The sequence below is a fragment of the Collinsella aerofaciens genome (assembly GCF_025289055.1).
In the GTDB taxonomy this organism is placed as follows: Bacteria; Actinomycetota; Coriobacteriia; order Coriobacteriales; family Coriobacteriaceae; genus Collinsella.
This window is the reverse complement of record NZ_JAESIQ010000018.1, coordinates 40,049-60,089: the sequence shown is the minus strand read 5'-3', so window position 1 is coordinate 60,089 and position 20,041 is coordinate 40,049. Positions and strand designations below refer to the sequence as shown.

Here is a 20,041-nt window from a genome sequence, read left to right as displayed (position 1 = left end):
GGTTCCCGGTTCCACCGGGCCGCGCGGCAAGGAGATATATTGCCAGACCGGAGGGCCCCCGCGGGCGGGAATCTGGGCGTACACATTTCCTACACAGTTTGGGATCCGACTAACGTTTGCCAGCCGTTACCTACCGCTCGCCGAGCATCTCTTTATATAAGGCAGTCTCATGGTTAAAGCGGATACGTCCCCCTAGCTAAAGCACAGCCAGCATCGAGCAACTCATCACGTTCTTCCACCGAGAACCCCTCGGCGTAGACGCGCACCACTGGTTCGGTCCCGCTAGGACGGACCAGCAGCCACGTGTCATCCTCGAATGACAGACGCAAGCCGTCCATATGACTAACGTTTTGCGGCACCTTGCCACAAATCGACTTGGGGTTTACGCCCGGCAGCAGGGTTCGTAACGTTTCGGCATCTTCGGCCTCAAGGCGCAAGTCGCGTCGACCGTAACTCGTCTTACCAAAACTGTCCTCGAGTTGGTCGACCAGAACGCCCAAAGGCGCGTCCGTCTTTGCCATAAGCTCACACAGAATCAGACAGGCGAGGATTCCATCGCGCTCGGGCATATGCGCGGCGATGCCGATACCACCGGCTTCTTCGCCGCCCATGAGGACGCCGCCCTTCTTCATCTCCGCCGCTATATATTTGAAACCGACTGGTTTGACGGTCACGCGGCAGCCAAGCGCCTCGGCAATGCGACGCACGAGCGTCGAGCATGAAAGATTGACGACGACGCGCCCCTCCAAATTACGAAATTGAACCAAGTCGCCCAAAACGAGCGCCATGATCTGATGCGGATGTATATATCTGCCGCGCTCGTCAACCGCGCCGATACGGTCGGCGTCGCCGTCGGTCACCAGGCCAGCGCAAGCTCCGTCCTCGATAACCGTGCGCTCGCAAGCGTCCACCCACGGTTCAACGGGGTCGGGGCAGATATCTTCTTGGTCAGACGCCTGCCCGGCGTGAATCTCGTGCACCTCGACGCCTAGCTCCCGCAGCAGGTCGGCAAGATATCCCTGGGCCGCGCCGCCCATGGGGTCAACCACCACACGCAGGTGAGCGGCTCGAATGGCCTCGGCATCGACAAACGACGCCACCGCCTGCATATAGTCAGGAATAATATCCGCGGTGCGATAGCTTTCCTCGATCCCCATCGGCTCGGGGGCCATGGTCTCTTCAAGCTCTTCGATGACATCCTGATTGGCCGTCGAGCCATCTCCCATGCGTAGTTTAAGGCACAGATACCCCTGCGGATGATGGGACCCCGTCACCATGAGCGCACCGCAGGCCTCGCCGTCATACGCCGCCGCCCACGTAAGGGCGGGGGTCGGGACAGGCCGAGATGCGAGTACTGCGTCCAATCCGTGAGCCGCAAGCACGCCTGCCGCAAGCTCAGCGAACTCGCGCGCCTGCGGCCGGGTGTCGAACCCTATATAGACTGTTTTGCCGGGATTGGTCTTTTGCCACAACTCGCCGACGGCATCGGCAATGCGGGCAACGTTGTCGGCGGTAAAGTCGTCGTCGACGCGGGCGCGCCAACCGTCAGTTCCAAAATGAATTATCGCGCACACGCGCAGACACCTCACAGTGTTTGGATCATGGTACGCATGGGGTATACCCGCAACGCTCGCCCAGCAACCTGCCAAAACCGGCATTCACTATTTGGGCAAATGCTACCGACGATGTGCAAGCAAAAAAAACCGCCCCGTATGGAGCGGTTTTGACCTTTATATATCGAGCGCCTCGGCCATCGCCGCCGTGGTGATCGCCGTGGTTCCACAGCAACTGCCCACCATTGCGGCACCGGCATGCCTCCATTCGATGCAAGCACGCGCGAAGGCTTCGGGGTTCTCGCGCCACACAGGACCATCCTGTGTTTGGACCGGATCACCCACGTTGGGGCGTACCGTGACGGGCGTAGTCGCCGATGCAACCATCCTGGGCACCGCCACGTTCGCGGCCGCAAGTGAACAGCAGTTAACGCCAACCGAGTTTGCGCCGTGCTTTTCGGCGTACAAAACAGCAGCCTCGATGTTGAGGCCATCGCCTAGCAGGTCGCCTTTATCGTCAACGACAAAACTTACCAAAACAGGCATGCCGTCGGCGGCATCCTGGGCGCCGGCAAGCATGGGCTGCAAATTACGGATAGACGTCACCGTCTCGATCAGCAGACCGTCAACACCAGCATTGAGCAGGGCGTATGCCTGCTCTCGCGAAATGCCTCGGATTTCTCGATACTCGGCAGAGTCTTCGGCAAACCACTCAATGCCAATCGGGCCCATCGAGCCCAGCAGCAGCTGAGGGTGCGCCTGGCGCGCATCGTCGACGGCAGCGCGATTGACCTCAGCCACGGACGGCGTAATCTGATCTTGCTTGAGGGCATAGCTTGATGCCTGAAAGGTATTGGTAATGAGCACCTGCGCACCGGCGGCGACATACAGGCGATGGATACGAGAAACAGTCTGCGGCTCGGCAAGGTTCCAAAACGCCGGTGGGATGTCGGCGGCATCGTATTCACTCATCAGCACGCTGCCCATGGGGCCCTGCGTCAACAGGGTCTCGCTCGACATGCGGCGCATAAGTTCCTCGCCGCCGGGGCGGTTGTAATAACTCGTATCCATATATAAGTTTCGCTATTCCTCGACGCTGATTCCCTGTTTTTCGAGATAAGCGAGCCAGCGGCTCATCGTGTCCTCGGAAAGCGCATGTTCCATCATGCACGCCTCGGAATCGGCCCGCTCAAAATCGACGCCGAGCTCCTGGACCAAAAACGTGCGGATAAGGCGATGACGGTACCAGATAGCCGTACCGACCTCGCGACCACGGTCGGTCAGGATGACCTTGCCGTAATGCGATTGCTCGACAAGCTCGGACGCCTTAAGCGCCGAAACCGCCTTATTGACCGATGCCTTGGAGACACCAAGACGCTGCGCGATGTCGACCGATCGCACGCCATTGGTCTCCCCTTCTTCGTTTTCGATGCGAACCATGCACTCCAAGTAGTCTTCGTTCGCCACTGTTAGGTGCAGCTCGCGCGAGCTATTTGTCGTATCCATGACCTTCCGTCCCTTCTGCTTTCAAAGGCTGATTCTACCCCATCCAAGTGTCGCGGTATGCCGTGGCATACCGTGCTAGAGTTCTTGTTGCACACGACGACCAAGATTGGAGCGGTCTTTATGGAAAACAACGCCACGAACCCCGACGTCCTTGAGCGCTTTTTGCGCTACGTCCAAATCAACACGCAATCCGAGGATGCAAACTGCGACCAGGTGCCTTCGAGCACCGTTCAGTTTGACCTTGCCAACATCCTGGCCGAGGAGCTGCGCGAGCTCGGCGCGACCGATGCCCATGTGACCGAGCATGCCTACGTCTGCGCGCATATTCCTGCGAGCGCGGGCGCGGAGAACAAGCCCGCCCTGGGCCTGATCGCACACCTCGACACCACCGAGGTTGCGCCGGGCGCCGGTGTGAAGCCGCACATTGTGCACTACGAAGGCGGCGACCTGGTCTGCGGTACCGTTGACGGCAAGCCCGTGGCCATGAGCACCGCCAAGCTTCCCGCCCTGAACGACCTTGTGGGTGAGGACTTGGTCTGCAGTAACGGCACCACGCTGCTGGGCGCTGACGACAAGGCCGGCGTCGCCGAGATCATGGCGCTTGTCGCGCGTATCGCTCAGGACCCCTCGCTGCCCCACCCCGCACTCGGCATTTGTTTTTGCCCGGACGAAGAAATCGGTCACGGCGCCGAGCTGTTGGACATCGAGGCCTTTGGCTGCAAGTACGCCTACACGGTCGACGGTGGTCCCATTGGCGAGCTGGAGTGGGAGTGCTTTAACGCCGCCGAGGCAACTGTTCACTTTGAGGGCCAGTCCATCCATCCCGGTGACGCCAAGGGCCGCATGGTCAACGCAGGCAATCTGTTCTGTGACTTCAACGCGTTGCTCCCCTACGTGCAGCGCCCGGAGTATACGGAAGGCTACGAGGGCTTTTATCACCTTGAGGGTGTATCTGCGACCGTCGATCACGCCACAGCGCGCTATATCGTCCGCGACCATGACGCCGCCAAGTTCCAGCAGAAACTCGACCTTGTTGATGCCGCCGCCTCGATGCTCAACCAGCGTCTGGGTGAGGAGCGCGTGACGGTCGAGATTAAGCAGCAGTATCGAAATATGGCCGAGATCGTTCGTGACTATCCCGAGCTTATTGATGTTGCCAAGGAAGCCTACCTTGCCTGCGGCGTTGAGCCCCAAGTGCTGCCGATTCGCGGCGGCACCGACGGCGCTCAGCTGTCGTTCCGCGGTCTGCCCTGCCCCAACCTTTCCACCGGCGGCTATTGCTACCACGGCGTCAACGAGTTCGTCCCGGTCAGTTCGCTCGTCAAGATGACCGACGTGCTCCAGGAGCTCGTCGCCCGCTTTGCATAAGCCTGGCTGCACAAGTCCAAAAGACGAATCGCCCCGTCCTCAACCAAGAACGGGGCGGTTTTTTTACTGCAACGAGAATAGGTTGACGCACGCCAGCCTCTTGAAGCAAGGAGTGTCCCAAACTGCCGGTACAAAAGGAACGTCCCCAAGTGCCAAGTGCATCAAGAGTGCCCCCTTTGACCAGTCGTTTAAGAACGTCCCCAATGACTACCCATGTGCCAAGTGTTACGCCGATGTTTTGGCACCGACAGCGAAAACCCGCCAGAGCGAGCAAGGTGCCTTGAAACGAGGTGGCATTGATCTTTTGATCATGCCGCCGAAGTTGAAAGGCAGATTGCCGCTCTGGCGGGTTTGCAGCGTCAACTGGTTACGCGGTTTGGTAAAACCGCGTAACTCTAGTAGTTGGCTTCGTAGCCGTTGCCGTCGCCGGTGGGCTCTTCGTAGTAGTCCGAATCGCTCGAATCGCCTGAGTCATCGGAATCGTCAGAGCTGACCGATGAAGTTGCGGTACCGTTTGCGTAGTCGTCAGACGTGTTGTTGTTCAGGTCGCCGATCGTAGAACTGGAACCGTCGGAAAGACCCATGGTGTTGGGACCCTTGGGATCCTTGCCGGCATCGACGCGCTCCATCATTTCCTTGAGCTCGTCCTCGTAGACAAAGACGTAGCTCACACCGTCGATCATGGTGCTGTCGTCGGCGTACGAGGGCAGGTTGGCCGAGTAGATACCGTCGACATCCATACCGCGCATGGCGTTGACCGTAGCCACGATATCCTGAACGCTCATATCGGTTACGAGCATATCGGACAGCGAATTAACCAGGCCAAAGATCTTCGTGGCATCGAAGTTATTGAGAATCTGGTTGGCAAGGGCGCCAAGCACCTGACGCTGGTGGCGCATGCGCGTGTAATCGCCGTCGGCATAGGTGTAGCGGCAGCGGGCATAGGTAAGGGCGGTGGCACCGTCCATATGCTGCTGGCCAGCGGTAATCTTAATATCCAGGTGCTCGGGGTCGTCAACATCATCGGTTGCGTTAATGTCGATACCGCCAACCGAATCAATCAGCGCCTGCATACCGTCGAAGCTGACCTCGGCATAGTGGGAAATCTGAACACCGCACAGCTCGTTGACCGCCTCGACCATGGCCTCGGCGCCGCCAACGGTATGGCAGGCGTTGATCTTCATGGTCTCGCCCTTGTACTCGACCTTGGTGTCGCGCGGAACGGAAATGAGCGTCGCCTGCTTTTGCGTGGGGTCGATGCGTGCCAGGATAATCGAGTCGGCACGGTACGTATCCTCGCCCGGACGGCCGTCGGTGCCAAGAAGCAGCACGTAGAACGGATCCTTTGCCTCATCGGTGTCAACCAGAACCCGACGCAGATTGTCGGTAATGACATTAGAATCGCCGAGCTTGCCCATAATGGTGGCAAACCACAGGCCGGCAGCGGTAGTGGCACTCAGCAGCACGCCAAGCACGACAATGAGCGCGACGCGACGAATCGTGTGGCTACGACGACGTTGACGAGCGCGCTCGGAATAGCGAGCCACGTTATCGCGACTGTAGATCTTGGCCTGCGCACCAGTTGAGGGTCTTCGGGCGGTGGTATCCGCGAGGGGCTTTTTATTAAACATAGGCAACCTGTATTAGTAGATGACGGGATCGGGGACGGTAGCATGCTCGACATGCGCGCCGAGCGCCTGCAGCTTTTCGACAAACTGCTCGTAGCCGCGCTTGATGTGATGGATGGCCGAAACCTCGGTCGTCCCGTCGGCGATCAAGCCCGCTACGACGAGGGCCGCTCCGCCACGCAGATCGGGCGAGGTAACCTGTGCACCCGAGAAGCCCTTGACGCCATGAATCATGGCGTGATGGCTCTCGATACGAATGTCGGCACCCATGCGCACCAGCTCAGAGGCAAACATAAAGCGATTCTCGAAGATGTTTTCGGTAATAACGGAACTGCCGTCGGCAAGGGCGGAGAGCACCATAATCTGCGCCTGCATGTCGGTCGGGAAACCGGGGAACGGAAGCGTCTGGATGTCGACCGGCTTGATACGCTCGGCACGGTTCACATGGACGCCATCTTCGACGCGCTCGCAGTCGATACCCATGAGCTCCATCTTCTTGAGCACCATGCCCAAGTGAATGGGGCAAAAACCCGTGACGTCGACACCGCGATCGTCGGCCATCAACGCACCGGCAACGATAAAGGTACCGGCCTCGATGCGGTCGCCCACCACGCGATGGGTAACGGGATGGAGCTCTTCCACGCCTTCGATAGTCACGACGGGCGTACCGGCGCCAACAATCTTGGCGCCCATCTCGTTGAGCATGTTAGCGAGATCGACGATCTCGGGCTCGCGGGCGGCATTATCGATAACCGTGGTGCCCTGTGCGCGCACAGAGGCCATGATGAGGTTCTCGGTCGCACCGACGCTGGCGAACTCGAGCGTGACGGTGGTACCGCGCAGACCTTGGGGCGCATTAGCGTTGATGTAACCGTGGGCGGTATCGAACTCAACGCCCAGGGCCTCAAGACCAAGAATGTGCATATCGATCTTGCGAGCACCCAGGTTGCAGCCGCCCGGCATGGCAATTTTGGCGCGATGGAAGCGGCCCAGCAGGGGTCCCATGACGGCGGTGGAAGCGCGCATCTTGGCAACGAGCTCGTAGGGGGCCTCCCATGAATCGACCTGAGAGGTATCAATCTCGAGCGTGTGCTCGTCGAGAACATCGATCGTAGCGCCCATGCCTTTGAGCACCTTGCCCATCACGTGGACATCGGAAATATCGGGCACGTTCTGCAGCGTCGTCTTGCCCGGCGCCAGAAGCGTTGCCGCCATGAGTTTGAGCGCGGAGTTCTTGGCGCCCGAAACGGGCACGGAGCCTCCGATGGCGTGGCCACCCTCAACGCGGATAATATCCAAGGTCTACCCTTTCAAAAAGCATGCCCGGGGTGGCTGGGCCATCCCGGGCATGATGTGTTCGCAAATGGTCGAACGCTAAATCGTTTGACTATTGGGCAAGCTTGAGCTTACACCATGCGATTTCATTATAGAGGTAGGCGCGGCGTGCATCATCCTCCGACAAATTACCCAGCTTCTCTTCAAAACCTTGAATATCAGCTTTAAGCTTGTCGGCATCGACGGTCGCCAAATCGCAAGCGCGCTCGGCGAGAACGGTCACGACATCGTCCGCAACCTGGGCATAGCCGCCGGCCACGGCAAACGTGTGGTCGACAGTGCCCATGGCCTTATCGGAAACGCGAACGTAACCGCGGTCGATCGTGCAGATCTCGCTGGAGTGAGCAGGCAGAACGCCAAACTCGCCATCCGTGGACGGAATCGACACAAACGCAGCGTCGCCCTCATAGGCGCAGCTCACGGGGCACACGATGCGGATACGCATAACCTACTTCTCCCCCATCTTGCGGGCGCGCTCGCGCACGTCCTCAATCGTGGAAGCATAGCGGAAAGCCTGCTCGGGCAGGTCATCGGCCTTGCCGTCGACAATCTCGGCAAAAGAGCGGACGGTATCCTCGACGCGGACGTAGACACCGGGGTTGCCGGTGAACTTCTCGGCGACGTGGAAGGACTGCGAGAGGAACTGCTGAATCTTACGGGCACGGTTGACCGTAAGGCGCTGCTCCTCGGACAGCTCGTCCATACCCAGAATGGCGATGATGTCCTGAAGGTCGGAGTACTCCTGCAGGAGCTCCTGGACCTTGACAGCGACACGGTAGTGCTCCTCGCCGACGATCGAGGGATCGAGAGCGTCGGAGGAAGACGCGAGCGGGTCGATAGCCGGGAACAGGCCGAGCGACGAAATGCTACGCGAAAGAACCGTGGTGGCATCGAGGTGAGTAAACGTCGTGGCAGGCGCCGGGTCGGTCAGGTCGTCTGCGGGGACGTAGACAGCCTGGACGGAGGTAATGGAGCCCGTCTTGGTCGAGGTAATGCGCTCCTGGAGGTCGCCCATCTCGGTTGCCAGCGTGGGCTGGTAACCAACGGCGGACGGCATACGGCCCAGCAGTGCGGAAACCTCGGAACCTGCCTGGGAGAAGCGGAAGATGTTGTCGATGAACAGCAGAACGTCCTGGCCACGATCGCGGAAGTACTCAGCGGTGGTAAGGCCGGCCAGACCGATGCGCAGACGCGCTCCGGGCGGCTCGTTCATCTGACCATAGACCAAGCAGGTCTTGTCGATAACGCCAGACTCGCTCATCTCGAGGAACAGGTCGGTGCCCTCGCGGGTACGCTCGCCGACGCCGGTGAACACCGAGGTGCCGCCGTGCTCCTGGGCGAGGTTGTTGATGAGCTCCTGAATCAGAACGGTCTTGCCGACGCCGGCGCCACCGAACAGACCTGTCTTGCCGCCGCGGATGTAGGGCTCGAGCAGGTCGACGGCCTTGATGCCGGTCTCGAAGATCTCGGTCTTGGTGGTGAGCTCGTCGAAACGGGGCGCTGCATGGTGGATGGGGTAGAACTCCTCCACCTCGGGCATGGGCTTGCCGTCGACGGGCTTGCCCATGACGTTCCAAATACGGCCGAGCGTCTTGGGGCCAACGGGCATTTTCATGGGCTCACCGGTATCGGTGGCGATGAGGCCGCGCTGCAGGCCGTCGGTCGAGGACATGGCGACCGTGCGGACGACGCCGCCCGGAAGCTGGCTCTCGACCTCGAGGATCGTGCTCAGATGACCGATCGGGGTCTCGGCCTCGACCGTGAGCGCGTTGTAGATCGGGGGCACCGCACCGTCAAACTTGACGTCGACGACAGGACCGATGATTCGCACGATGCGACCATCACCGGCAGTCGTCTTCTTGGTGGCTTCCTCGACCGCAAGCTTTACGGTGTTATTAGCCATTACTGTTCCTCCAATGCTGAGGCTCCGCCGACGATCTCGTTAATCTCGGTCGTGATCGAAGCCTGGCGCACGCGACTATACGTGCGGGTAAGGGTCGAGATGATCGCGGTGGCGTTTTCCGTCGCGGAGTGCATGGCCTTGCGGCGTGCACCCTGCTCGGCAGCCGCCGAATCGATCAGGGCCTGGTAGATGACCGTCAGGATATAAGACGGCACAAGCTTGCCGAGAACATGCTCGGGAGAGGGCACGAACTCGAACGTGGACGAGATGCGCTTAGGGGCGTCGGTCTCGTTCTTACGCGGACCGTGGGCCATAGCGATCATCTCAGGGTCGAGCGGCAACAGATGCTCGACGCGAAGCTCCTGATCCACGCGGTTCTTGGCGTGGTGGTAGACAAGCTCGACACGGTCAAGCTCACCGGCACGATACGCATCGCAGATATGAGAGGAGATCATGCGGGCCTGATTGAAATCGGGCTCAGAGGAGTTGCCCTCAAAGTGCATGACAACGTTTGCGCGGTCACGGAAATACGTGGCCGGCTTACGCCCGCACGCGATGATCTCGCATTCGATGCCGTCGTTCGCCCAAGAAGCGGCGAGCTTTTCGGCCGTGCGCTCCACCGTCGTATTGAAACCGCCGGCAAGGCCGCGGTCCGAGGCAATAACGACAATCAGGCCATGCTTGACGCTCTCATGCTTCTGCAGCATGGGATCGGTGCCCGAACAGGAGGCGTCGCCGGCGACCGTCAACATGACGTCGGTCAGCGCCTCCTTATAGGGCTCGGCCTGCTTGGAGCGATCGAGGGCACGACGAATCTTGGCCGTAGAGACCATCTCCATCGTGCGCGTGATCTGCTTGGTCGTGGTAACCGAGGAGATTCGCTTCTTAATGTCGCGAAGGTTGGCCATGGGGCTTAGTTCTCCTCTGATCCAGAAACATCCGAATGGTGCTTGGCCATGAACTGCTGCTTGAAGTCGCCGATGACGCGCAAGAGCTCAGCCTTGGTGTCATCATCGATCTTCTTGGCGCGAACCTTGTCGAGCAGCGAACCAAAGCCATTGTCCATGTACTCGATGAGCTCGGCACGGAAGGGCAGCACGTCGGCGATCTCCAGGTCATCCAGGAAGCCCTCGTTGCCAGCGAACAGCGTAACGATCTGCTCGCCAACCTCAAACGGCTTGTAACGCGGCTGCTTCAGGAGCTCGGTCATGCGAGCACCGTGGGTCAGCTGCTTCTGAGTAGCCTCGTCGAGGTCGGAGCCGAACTGCGTAAAGCCAGCGAGCTCCTGATAGGAAGCGAGGTCCAGACGGAGGTTGCCGGCGACCTGCTTCATGGCCTTGGTCTGCGCATCGCCACCGACGCGGGACACGGAGATACCCACGTCGACTGCCGGGCGCTGACCCTGGAAGAAGAGCTCGGACTGCAGGTAGATCTGACCATCGGTAATGGAAATGACGTTGGTCGGAATGTAGGCCGAGACGTCGCCGTCCTGGGTCTCGATGATCGGCAGTGCCGTCATGGAGCCGTAACCGTTCTTCTTGGACATCTTGACGGCACGCTCGAGCAGACGAGAGTGCAGGTAGAAGATGTCGCCAGGATAGGCCTCGCGTCCGGGCGGACGATGCAGCGTCAGCGACATCTGACGGTAGGCCACAGCCTGCTTGGACAGGTCATCGTAGATGACGAGCACGTGGCCGCCGGGGTTGGTCTCGCTGGCGGGCTTGCCGTCCTCGCCGTTGTACATAAAGAACTCGCCAATAGCGGCACCGGCCATAGGCGCGATGTACTGCATAGGGGCGGAATCGGCAGCGGTGGCCGAAACGATGATGGTGTAGTCGAGCGCACCGTGCTGAGCGAGGGTCTCGCGGATGTTGGCAACCGTGGAGGCCTTCTGGCCGATGGCGACATAGATGCAGACCATGCCCTTGCCGCGCTGGTTGAGGATAGCGTCGATGGCGATGGCGGTCTTACCGGTCTTACGGTCACCGATGATGAGCTCACGCTGACCGCGGCCAATAGGCACCATGGAGTCGATAGCGAGCAGACCGGTCTGAACCGGCTCGCACACCGGGGTACGATCGATGACGCCGGGAGCCTTGAACTCGATGGGGCGACGGTGCGTAGCGACGATGTCGCCCAGGCCGTCGATGGGCTGGCCGAGCGGATTGACGACGCGGCCGAGCATGGCACGGCTCACGGGGATATCCATAACGCGGCCAGTGGTGCGGCACTCGTCGCCTTCCTTGATGGAGTCGACGGCACCGAACAGAACGGCGCCGACCTCGTCACGGTCAAGGTTCTGGGCAAGGCCGAAGACGGTCTCACCGGTATCGGAGCTCTTGAACTCCAGAAGCTCGCCTGCCATGGCGCTCTTGAGGCCGGAGACGCGCGCGATGCCGTCGCCTACCTCATCGACCGTTGAAACCTCATGCGTATCGACCGTCGCGGAGAGGCTCGTGAGCTGCTCCTGCAGTTTCTTGGCGATATCCTGGGCATTGAGGGTTTCGGACATTAGGCTTCACCTCCGTACGAATTAGCAGAGTTTGCGAGGGTCTCCTGCGCGATGCGCAGCTGCGTCTTGACGGAAATGTCACGACGCTCGCCGCGGGCCTCGAGCACCAGGCCGCCCACGATAGACGGGTCGACCTGCTCGATAAGGAATACCTTGCGGCCGAAGTCCTGCTCGCATTTCTTAGTGATGGTTTGACGCAGCTCGTCGTCGAGCGGGATCGCCGTGGTGACGGTCACGCCCACTACATCCTCGTCTTCCTCGGCAACATACTTAAAGGCAGCTGCCACCTTGGGAAGAAGGTCGAGCTGGTCGCGCTTGGACATGGTGTCGAGCACGGCGATGATCTCGGGGCTGGCAGAAGCCAGGCGCTCGATCATCTCGAGGTCCTCAAACACATGGTCCTCGGCCTTAGCGGCTTCCAGAAGGGAGCGCGCGTAGGTCTCGAGCACCTTGTCCTGATAGCGGCTAGTCGGCATTCAGGCTACCTGCTTCCTGGATGTAGCGCTCGATGAGCTTCTTCTGCTCGGCATCGTCCTCGAGTGCCTCGCCCACGATCTTGGTGGCGACGGCAACGGACAGGTCGGCGATGGAGCTCGCGGCACCGGCGTAAATGGACTTGCGCTCGTCCTCGACGGTCGTATGGGCCTTGGCGATGATCTCCTCGGCCTCCTTGTGAGCAGCCTCGATGATACGGGCGCGCTCGGACTCGGCGTCCTTACGGGCCTCGAGAACGATGTCGGCAGCCTGACGACGGGCGTCGGTGACGATCGAGTCGGACTCAGCGCGCTTGGCGATAGCCTCCTGCTTGGTCTTCTCGGCCTCGTCGAGGCTCTCCTCGATCTTCTTGCCGCGCTCCTCCATGGTTTTCATGATGCCCGGCAGGGCGACCTTGGCCAGCACGATCCAGATGATCAGGAAGGCGATAAGCGCCGGGATGAACTCCGCCATCTTAGGGATGAGGATGTCCGCACCGGCAGCGCCGTCCTCGGCGAACGCGGAAACCGGCATAAGCAGCGCGGCCGCGGACGCGGAGAGTGCGATCGCGCTCTTCTGGGATGAAAGATTCATACTTGACGCTCCGTGCTATTTAACGATCAGCGCGACAACGAAGCCGATCAGAGCCAGAGCCTCGCCGAAGGCGGAGCCCATGATGAAGACGGTGAACACGCGGCCCTGGACCTCAGGCTGACGGGCCATAGCACCCGTAGCACCCAGAGCAGACAGGCCGATAGCAAGACCAGCGCCGATAACACCGAGACCGTAACCGATAACTCCCACGATTCCTCCTTTGTCGTGCGTGTCTTATTTCACGCAGGATAACCTTTTTATAACTGCCGGGCTCCATGGGTACGGGCACCGGCGGTTTAACGAATTGCCTTACCTTTAAGGCGCGAACGGAAGATTACTCCTCCTCCGCGACCTCCTCTGCCTCGGAGACATACACGGCGGTAAGGACCGTGAAGACGTAAGCCTGGATGGCGCCGACCACAAGCTCGATCGCATAGATCAGGATAAGGATGGCAAGCCAGGCCAGCGAAGGCAGGGCGCCGACGGCGTGGGCCGCGGAAACCTGCTGAAGCAGCGGCTGCATGAACATGCTCGCCATGATGGCGAACGAGCCCATGACCACGTGTCCTGCGAACATGTTGCAGAACAGACGGACGGCGAGCGTGATGAGGCGCAGGAAGGTCGAGAAAAGCTCGACGACCCACACGAGCACGTTCATCGGGAAGCTCACGCCCTGCGGGGCGAGGCTCTTGATGTAGCCGATCACGCCGTGAGCCTTGCATCCGTAGTAGATGAAGTACACGAAGGCGAAAATGGCGAGTGCGGCGGTGGAGCCGATTGCGCCGGTGCCGGGCTTCATTCCCGGGATCAGGCCGATCATGTTATTGATCAGGATGAACAGGAAAAGCGAGCACAGGAACGGGAAGTGCTTCTTCCAGTTCTCACCCACGACACCCTTGCCGATATCGTTCTCGACGTACTCGATGATGTACTCGAAACCGTTGACGAAGAAGCCCTTGGGAACCAGGGTCTGCTTCTTCTTGAACACGGCCAGGACGATCAGGAGCACGATCGTGGAGACGATCAGCCAAAACGAGTACTGCGTGATGCCGCAGCTCAGATCGCCCACGACAGGGGTGGAGCTGAACTCGCTGACCAGATGATTAATCTCATCAGGCAGCTTTTCAAAAATTTCCACGACTTACCTTTCGACCTCATGAGGATCTCGCAGCGCCTTGGCGACGCGAACCGCGCAGGCGGCCATAAAGGCCACGAAGCCGATCGCCTCGCCCAGGAGGAACATGCGAAATGCCTCTCCGAACAACACAAACACAACCAAGGTAAAGACAAGCAACGCGATTGCCGAGACCGCGAGACTCACCATACCCTTGAGCATGTCCGCATTCTGCTTATCGTCAAGAACCGGCTTGAGCGTAAAGACAAAGGGAAGGAAGGCAATCGCGCCCGCGATGGCACCTGCAACGATAGCGAGCAGATCGGCTATCTGAAACACTGGCGTCCTCACTTTCCTTTTTAACGCCTTACAGAACAGTTCCCGCCAAACATTGGTGACTATTGTACGAGCCAATCGCTAAAGTACAACCGAAAAAGCATCGGTTAATACGCACCTGTTCGTTTTCTTAAGACCTTCTTTATGCCGCAGGTACGGTAATACGTTTTTCTCGAACCCTGCAGGGCAAAACGTCCGTTAACAGGAGTGCGCGTGGTCGTCTTTTGCTCGCCCGCGCGCACCATTTCTTCGTATTTTCGACGTTAGCCGGTATGGCCCAGAGATTACAGCGTGCCGTAGATGCGGTCGCCGGCGTCGCCCAGGCCGGGAACGATGTAGGCAGCTTCGTTGAGATGGTCGTCGATGGCGCAGGTATAGATATGCACATCGGGGTCCTTCTCAGTCAGCGACTTGAGGCCCTCGGGGGCCGCGACGATGCACAGCATGCGGATGTCCTTGACACCGCGCTCGCGCAGGTAGCTGATGGCCATCTCGGCCGAACCGCCCGTGGCGAGCATGGGGTCGACGACCAGGCAGATGCGCTGGTCGATATCCTTGGGCATCTTGCAGTAATACTCGTGCGGCTCATGGGTAACCTCGTCGCGCTCCATGCCGATGTGGCCCACGCGAGCGGAGGGCACCAGGTCGAGGATGCCGTCGACCATGCCAAGGCCCGCACGCAGGATGGGCACGATGGCGAGTTTCTTGCCGGCGAGCTGCTTAAACGTTGCGGTGGTGATAGGGGTCTCGACTTCGACGTCTTCCATGGGCAGGTCGCGCATGGCCTCGTAGCCGTCAAAAAGCGCGAGTTCGCGCACGAGCTGGCGGAACTGGTTGGTGCCGGTGTTTTTGTCGCGCAGGATCGACAGCTTGTGCTGGACGAGCGGGTGATCGACAAGCGTCACACGGGACGTATCGTAGGTGACGGTCATGGGTTGATTGCCCCTTTCGTTGCGGCCGCAAAACGACCTTGCTGACAAGGCGCACAGCAATGTTGCCGCCGCACGCCATGCATAAGTTTAGCGGTTTGTTGTATCGAGCAGCCCATCGCAGCCCTACTGTGCGGTACTGAGCGAGCGCTTGACTGCATCACGCCAGCCCGCAAGGTTTTGCTCGCGACGCTCGGCGGACATATAGGGAAGGAAGGTCCTAACGATCTGGGCATTTTGCTCCAGCTCTTCAAGGTCTTCCCAATAGCCGACGGCAAGACCCGCCAAGTACGCGGCACCGATTGCCGTGGTCTCCACCGTCTCGCATTGCAGCACGGGGATATCCAGCAGGTCAGCCTGGAATTGCATGATGAACTCGTTGCGCGAGGCACCGCCATCGACAGACAGGCGCTCAATCGAAAGCCCCACGTCCTGTTCCATGGCGCGCAGCACGTCGTAGCTCTGATATGCCATGGATTCGCAGGCGGCACGTACGATGGTCGCACGGCTCGAGGCGCCGGTCAGACCGCACACGATACCGCGGGCATGCGGGTCCCACCAGGGAGCACCCAAACCCGCAAAGGCGGGAACGAAGTAGCAGCCCTCGTTGTCGCTAATCGAAGCGGCGAGTTGTGCCGACTCGCTCACGCTCGAGATGATGCCCATGTTGTTGCGCAGCCAGTTCATGGTTGAGCCGGCGGCAAAGATAGAACCCTCGAGCGCATAGCTGATCTTGCCGTCCGCGGCGATACCGATCGTGGAGACCAGACCGTTCTTGGATTCGACGACCTCGTCGCCGGTGTTCATGAGCATAAAGCAACCCGTGCCATAGGTGTTTTTGGTCTGGCCGGGATGGAAGCAGCAGTGGCCGAACAGCGACGCCTGCTGATCGCCCGCCACGCCCATGATGGGCGGCATGTTGGTCATGATGTCGCTCGCGACGCGGCCGTAGTCGCCCGAGCTCCAACGAACCTCGGGCATCATGGAACGTGGAACGTCAAAGAGCGCCAGCAGGTCGTCGTCCCAATCGAGCGTATGGATATTAAAGAGCGCCGTGCGGCTGGCATTGGTGTAGTCGGTGGCAAAGACCTGACTGCCGGTGAGGTTGTAGATGAGCCAGGTGTCGATGGTGCCGAACATGAGGTCGCCCGCCGCCGCGCTCTCACGCGCACCGTCGACGTTGTCGAGGATCCACTGCACCTTGGAAGCCGAGAAATACGGATCGAGCGTGAGTCCCGTGCGGGAGCGCACCAGCTCTTCTGCGCCCCGCTCGACCAGCTCGTCGATCAGAGGTGCGGTGCGACGGCATTGCCACACGATGGCGTTATAGATGGGTTGGCCGCTTATGCGGTCCCACACCACCGTGGTCTCGCGCTGGTTGGAGATACCGATGGCGGCGATGCGGTCAGAATGGATGCCGCTCTTAAACTGGACCTCCATCATCACGCCGATCTGGCTGGCAAGCACCTCCATGGGGTCTTGCTCTATCCAACCGGGACGCGGGAAGCTGGTTTTGACGCTACGACGTGCCTGCGCGACGATGCAGCCGTACTCGTCGACGATGGTCGCAAGTACCGAGGTGGTGCCGCAGTCGAGCGCCATGATGTAGGAACCGCCAAAGTTAAACGAGGCATCTTCCATGCCCAGGCTGCCCAGATTCAACGACATCGCTTACACCTTTCTATTGCATCGGGTCGGACAGGACCCGTTCGATCTCTGATGCGGGAAGTGCGCCTTGGCGCAGGATCTGGAGCCCGCCGTGCTGGAACGACACGATGGTCGAGGCGTCGCGACACGGGGTCTCACCGGCGTCGACGGCCACATCGACCCCCTCCAGGATGCGACCCTCGACGGCGGCAAAGCTTGCCGGCGAGGGCGCGCCGTGCGTGTTGGCGCTCGTACAGGCAAGGGGACTGCCGCAGGCGCGGATGAGCGCTTGGACCACAGGCGAGGCCGACGCGCGAAGAGCCACCGTGTCGTCGGCGGCACGCATAAAGGTCGGCACGCAGGGGGCCGCCTTGACCACGATAGTCAGGGCTCCCGGCCAGCATCGTCGCGCGAGTACGCGAGCCTCTTCGGGGATATCCACGCCATAGCGGTCGAGTGCTTCGGCATTATCAACCAGCCAGGCGACCGTTTGGGTGAGCTTGCGCTGCTTGAGGGTAAAGATGCGGCGGTAGCCGGTACCGAGCGCGGGGACCGCGGCGCCATTGACGACAGCCTGCGGATCGCGCGGCCACGATGGGAATTCGCTTGTATCTTGGGGCACGGCGTCCGAGAAGGCGTTGACTGCCACGGCGACACCGTAGACGGTCTCGGTCGGGATCAAGGCCAGGCCGCCGCGGCCGAGCACCTCGGCCGTGCGCTCGACGGCGAGCCGATGCGGCTCGCGCGTTCCCTCGTATACCCGATAGACCGTCTGCATGTGTATGCCAGCCCCTTACGCTCTGGTGAAAGTTTGTTTACTGAGGGGCATTCTCGCACGAAACGTTCAACCTATTTGGCCAGAGTGCATGTTGGTTTGGTGAGCGGCTCTAGTAGTCGGTGAAAGTGAGGGGGTTATTGGAAGGCTACAGACTTCTTTGGTCTTCCGGCGTGACGTTCTTGGGCGGCGTAGCGCTCGATGCTGTCTATCGTTATCATCCGACGGCCGTCGACGAGTTCAACATCGAGCTTTCCGGCTTTGACCAGCGCGGTAATCCGTGGAGCGGAGACTTTGAGGTCCAGCGCTGCGTCTTTAAATGTTCGGCACGCCGCTTCCCGAGCGTCCTCGTGGTCGATTTCGACTGAAAGGGCCACGACCTCGGCCGAGTGTTCGTACCCTGCCGGAGTCAAACCGTTGTTGAGGTCGTCGGCCAAAAACGCCATCAGCGCCTCGGTGGCATGGGCAATCGCTTCTTCGCGTGTATCGCCATCGGCAAAGGCGCCGGGAATCTGCGGGAAGCTGGCGCAGTAACCGTCGTCTTCTTTTATGAGAACGCAGTCATAGGTAAATCGCTGCCTCATTTTGCCTCCAACTACCATCCAGCTTGGCGACGAATACTTGCCCACGTGCCCTTCTTTGGTCGATCACCACCAGAGCCGTTCACGGTGACAACACGGTCACCAGAAACATACTTAGCATGACTACCGACTTGCGCGACCTTCACGAATCCATCGTGCTTGAGTAGGGCAATGATTTCCCGAAAGGTAGGAGGTTGCATGGGCCGACCTCTTTCGGCCGTCCTAATTATAAACTACTTTATAATTTTTGCTAACCAGTTAATGAATATTACTGACGCTGTTTGGGCTCGGTGACGATGGCTCGGACGATGCGGGGGCGATCGGTGAGGTCGCGGACGATGCGCACGTCCGAGAGACCCGCCTGGCGGCAGAGCTCGGCGGCGGCGTCGAGGGCACCCTCGTAGAGCTCGCAGGCAAACAGGCCGCCGGCGCGCAGCATGTAAGGCGCCGCATTGAGCAGGCGGCGGAAGATATCGAGGCCGTCGGCGCCGCCCTCAAGCGCCAGGTCGGGCTCGAAGTCCTTGACCTCGTGCGGCAGTGAGCGCATGACGTCGGTCGGAATGTAGGGCGGATTGGAGACAAGCACATCAAAGGTGCCCCACTCTTCGCGGGGAATGGAACTCACCAGGTTGGTGAGGCTAAAGGCAACCTCATCTGCCGTGAGGCCGAGGGCGTCGCGGTTTTTGGTGGCCAGATCGATAGCGCGCGGCTCGATATCGGTGGCGGTGCAGGTAACGTGGCCGCGGCGCTCCCAGGCAAGGGAGAGCGAAATGCAGCCCGTGCCGCAGCCGACCTCGAGAACGCGGGCAGTGCAGGGCTCGGTTGGGGCAGGCGCAGCGGCATCCTGAGCTAAAGCCGTCTCCTGGCCGGCACCCTCGATGGCGATGCCGTATTCGTCGAGCTCGGACTCGGCGGCTTCCGCGGCTTGGGCTTCTGCTGCCTGCGCGGCGGCTTCCTCGGCCTCGCGATCGGCCAGTTCCTCGGCATAGGCACGGCTGCCCAGTACGTCGCCGCCTAGCGCCGCCTCATCGGCAGCCGTCAGGTTAGCGGCACGGCGCTCGGCGGCCGCGCGTTCGTCTGCCAGCGCGGCCTCAGCCTTGCGTGCCTCCTCGACCTCATCGTTCCAAGGCAGCTCAACACGCTGACGGGCAGCAGCCTCGGGGCTCAGCACCTCGGCATCCAGATAATTGAGGACTTCCTCGACGAGCATCTCGGTCTCGGGACGCGGAATGAGCACGCCGGGGGCGCACGTGACGTCGATCATGCGAAACTGCGTGCTGCCGGTGATGTACTGCAGCGGTTCACCTTTAGCGCGACGAACAACGGCCGCGTGCATGGTCTCGAGCTGAGCCGCGTTAAGCGTCTCGTCCATGCGCATATATAAGTCGATGCGTGCCAAACCCGTGGCAGCGCAGAGCAGCCACTCGGCAGAAAGACGGGGGTGCTCCTCGCCGCGCTCGGCCAGGTACTCCTTGGTCCACTCGAGACAACGCTTGATGGTCCAAATCTCGTTTGCCATGGGGCCCTCCCCTCTTAAGCGCCGGACGGCGCGCGAATGTCGGAGCAGATTGTACGCGAGGGCGGCACGCGGCAAGGGACGATTGGAAGCGATTATCGAGAATCAGCCCAGAATTTTGCTTGGAACCTGCCTAAAATGTTCATTCGTCGACGTCTAAATCTGCATTCGTCAAGCTTTTGGCAAGGTTGCCCAAAACTGACCAATATCTAACCAAGAACTTGCCACATCGCTTGACGCACGACCCATCAAAAATCGCCCCGCGACTTC

At 60.3% G+C, this 20,041-nt stretch carries 21 protein-coding genes; 1 reads left to right on the top strand and 20 read right to left on the bottom strand.

Features of this window, described 5'->3' with window-relative positions; all coding sequences use genetic code 11:
* Nucleotides 1–173: 173 nt before the first annotated feature.
* From JMJ97_RS06730 to JMJ97_RS06720, 3 genes are all read right to left on the bottom strand, one after another.
* Nucleotides 174–1,574, bottom strand: coding sequence for a phosphoglucomutase/phosphomannomutase family protein (locus tag JMJ97_RS06730; protein WP_260699631.1), 1,401 nt, complete (start codon nt 1,572–1,574; stop codon nt 174–176).
* 156 nt (nt 1,575–1,730) lie between these two features.
* Nucleotides 1,731–2,624 carry a homocysteine S-methyltransferase family protein gene (locus tag JMJ97_RS06725; protein ID WP_260699629.1) on the bottom strand — a complete coding sequence of 298 codons (894 nt, stop codon included), beginning with the start codon at nt 2,622–2,624 and terminating at the stop codon, nt 1,731–1,733.
* A gap of 12 nt (nt 2,625–2,636) precedes the next feature.
* On the bottom strand, nt 2,637–3,059 hold the full coding sequence (locus tag JMJ97_RS06720) for a metal-dependent transcriptional regulator (RefSeq protein ID WP_260699628.1): 423 nt from the start codon (nt 3,057–3,059) through the stop codon (nt 2,637–2,639).
* Nucleotides 3,060–3,179: 120 nt separating this feature from the next.
* Here JMJ97_RS06720 and pepT point away from each other — a divergent pair, with 120 nt between their 5' ends.
* Nucleotides 3,180–4,427, top strand: a complete 1,248-nt coding sequence (pepT, locus tag JMJ97_RS06715; protein WP_260699626.1) for a peptidase T — start codon at nt 3,180–3,182, stop codon at nt 4,425–4,427.
* A 395-nt stretch (nt 4,428–4,822) separates the two neighbouring features.
* Here the strand turns inward: pepT and JMJ97_RS06710 are convergent, their stop codons facing one another.
* From JMJ97_RS06710 to JMJ97_RS06635, 17 genes are all read right to left on the bottom strand, one after another.
* Nucleotides 4,823–6,058 (bottom strand): LCP family protein, encoded by a 1,236-nt coding sequence (locus JMJ97_RS06710; protein WP_260699624.1) that lies wholly within the window; start codon nt 6,056–6,058, stop codon nt 4,823–4,825.
* A gap of 12 nt (nt 6,059–6,070) precedes the next feature.
* Entirely contained in the window at nt 6,071–7,354 is a 1,284-nt protein-coding gene (gene murA, locus JMJ97_RS06705; protein WP_035138796.1) for a UDP-N-acetylglucosamine 1-carboxyvinyltransferase, read from the bottom strand.
* An 88-nt stretch (nt 7,355–7,442) separates the two neighbouring features.
* A complete protein-coding gene (gene atpC, locus JMJ97_RS06700; RefSeq protein WP_006235718.1) occupies nt 7,443–7,835 on the bottom strand; it encodes an ATP synthase F1 subunit epsilon in 393 nt (130 codons plus the stop codon).
* Nucleotides 7,836–7,838: 3 nt separating this feature from the next.
* Complete coding sequence (atpD, locus tag JMJ97_RS06695) at nt 7,839–9,293, bottom strand: F0F1 ATP synthase subunit beta (protein ID WP_006235717.1); 1,455 nt, start codon at nt 9,291–9,293, stop codon at nt 7,839–7,841.
* Nucleotides 9,293–10,201 carry an ATP synthase F1 subunit gamma gene (atpG, locus tag JMJ97_RS06690; protein ID WP_006235716.1) on the bottom strand — a complete coding sequence of 303 codons (909 nt, stop codon included), beginning with the start codon at nt 10,199–10,201 and terminating at the stop codon, nt 9,293–9,295. The genes atpD and atpG overlap by 1 nt, the downstream gene beginning before the upstream one ends.
* Nucleotides 10,202–10,206: 5 nt before the next feature.
* Nucleotides 10,207–11,805: a F0F1 ATP synthase subunit alpha gene (gene atpA, locus JMJ97_RS06685; RefSeq protein WP_006235714.1), complete on the bottom strand. Its 1,599-nt coding sequence runs from the start codon at nt 11,803–11,805 to the stop codon at nt 10,207–10,209.
* Nucleotides 11,805–12,281: a F0F1 ATP synthase subunit delta gene (locus JMJ97_RS06680; protein WP_260699621.1), complete on the bottom strand. Its 477-nt coding sequence runs from the start codon at nt 12,279–12,281 to the stop codon at nt 11,805–11,807. The genes atpA and JMJ97_RS06680 overlap by 1 nt, the downstream gene beginning before the upstream one ends.
* Nucleotides 12,271–12,873 (bottom strand): F0F1 ATP synthase subunit B, encoded by a 603-nt coding sequence (atpF, locus tag JMJ97_RS06675; RefSeq protein WP_006235712.1) that lies wholly within the window; start codon nt 12,871–12,873, stop codon nt 12,271–12,273. The genes JMJ97_RS06680 and atpF overlap by 11 nt, the downstream gene beginning before the upstream one ends.
* Before the next feature lie 15 nt (nt 12,874–12,888).
* Entirely contained in the window at nt 12,889–13,083 is a 195-nt protein-coding gene (locus tag JMJ97_RS06670; protein WP_022094262.1) for an ATP synthase subunit c family protein, read from the bottom strand.
* A 124-nt stretch (nt 13,084–13,207) separates the two neighbouring features.
* Nucleotides 13,208–14,011: a F0F1 ATP synthase subunit A gene (atpB, locus tag JMJ97_RS06665; RefSeq protein ID WP_022094263.1), complete on the bottom strand. Its 804-nt coding sequence runs from the start codon at nt 14,009–14,011 to the stop codon at nt 13,208–13,210.
* Between the two features lie 3 nt (nt 14,012–14,014).
* Nucleotides 14,015–14,326 carry a hypothetical protein gene (locus JMJ97_RS06660; protein WP_035138788.1) on the bottom strand — a complete coding sequence of 104 codons (312 nt, stop codon included), beginning with the start codon at nt 14,324–14,326 and terminating at the stop codon, nt 14,015–14,017.
* Nucleotides 14,327–14,607: 281 nt separating this feature from the next.
* Nucleotides 14,608–15,255 carry a uracil phosphoribosyltransferase gene (gene upp / locus JMJ97_RS06655; protein WP_117746943.1) on the bottom strand — a complete coding sequence of 216 codons (648 nt, stop codon included), beginning with the start codon at nt 15,253–15,255 and terminating at the stop codon, nt 14,608–14,610.
* Nucleotides 15,256–15,378: 123 nt separating this feature from the next.
* Nucleotides 15,379–16,920 carry a glycerol kinase GlpK gene (glpK, locus tag JMJ97_RS06650; RefSeq protein ID WP_260699618.1) on the bottom strand — a complete coding sequence of 514 codons (1,542 nt, stop codon included), beginning with the start codon at nt 16,918–16,920 and terminating at the stop codon, nt 15,379–15,381.
* 13 nt (nt 16,921–16,933) lie between these two features.
* Complete coding sequence (locus tag JMJ97_RS06645; protein ID WP_260699617.1) at nt 16,934–17,677, bottom strand: L-threonylcarbamoyladenylate synthase; 744 nt, start codon at nt 17,675–17,677, stop codon at nt 16,934–16,936.
* 134 nt (nt 17,678–17,811) lie between these two features.
* A complete protein-coding gene (locus JMJ97_RS06640) occupies nt 17,812–18,303 on the bottom strand; it encodes a type II toxin-antitoxin system HicB family antitoxin (RefSeq protein WP_260699615.1) in 492 nt (163 codons plus the stop codon).
* Nucleotides 18,270–18,455 carry a type II toxin-antitoxin system HicA family toxin gene (locus JMJ97_RS09680; RefSeq protein WP_089573106.1) on the bottom strand — a complete coding sequence of 62 codons (186 nt, stop codon included), beginning with the start codon at nt 18,453–18,455 and terminating at the stop codon, nt 18,270–18,272. The genes JMJ97_RS06640 and JMJ97_RS09680 overlap by 34 nt, the downstream gene beginning before the upstream one ends.
* A gap of 68 nt (nt 18,456–18,523) precedes the next feature.
* Nucleotides 18,524–19,774, bottom strand: a complete 1,251-nt coding sequence (locus tag JMJ97_RS06635; protein ID WP_260699614.1) for a N5-glutamine methyltransferase family protein — start codon at nt 19,772–19,774, stop codon at nt 18,524–18,526.
* Nucleotides 19,775–20,041 lie beyond the last annotated feature (267 nt).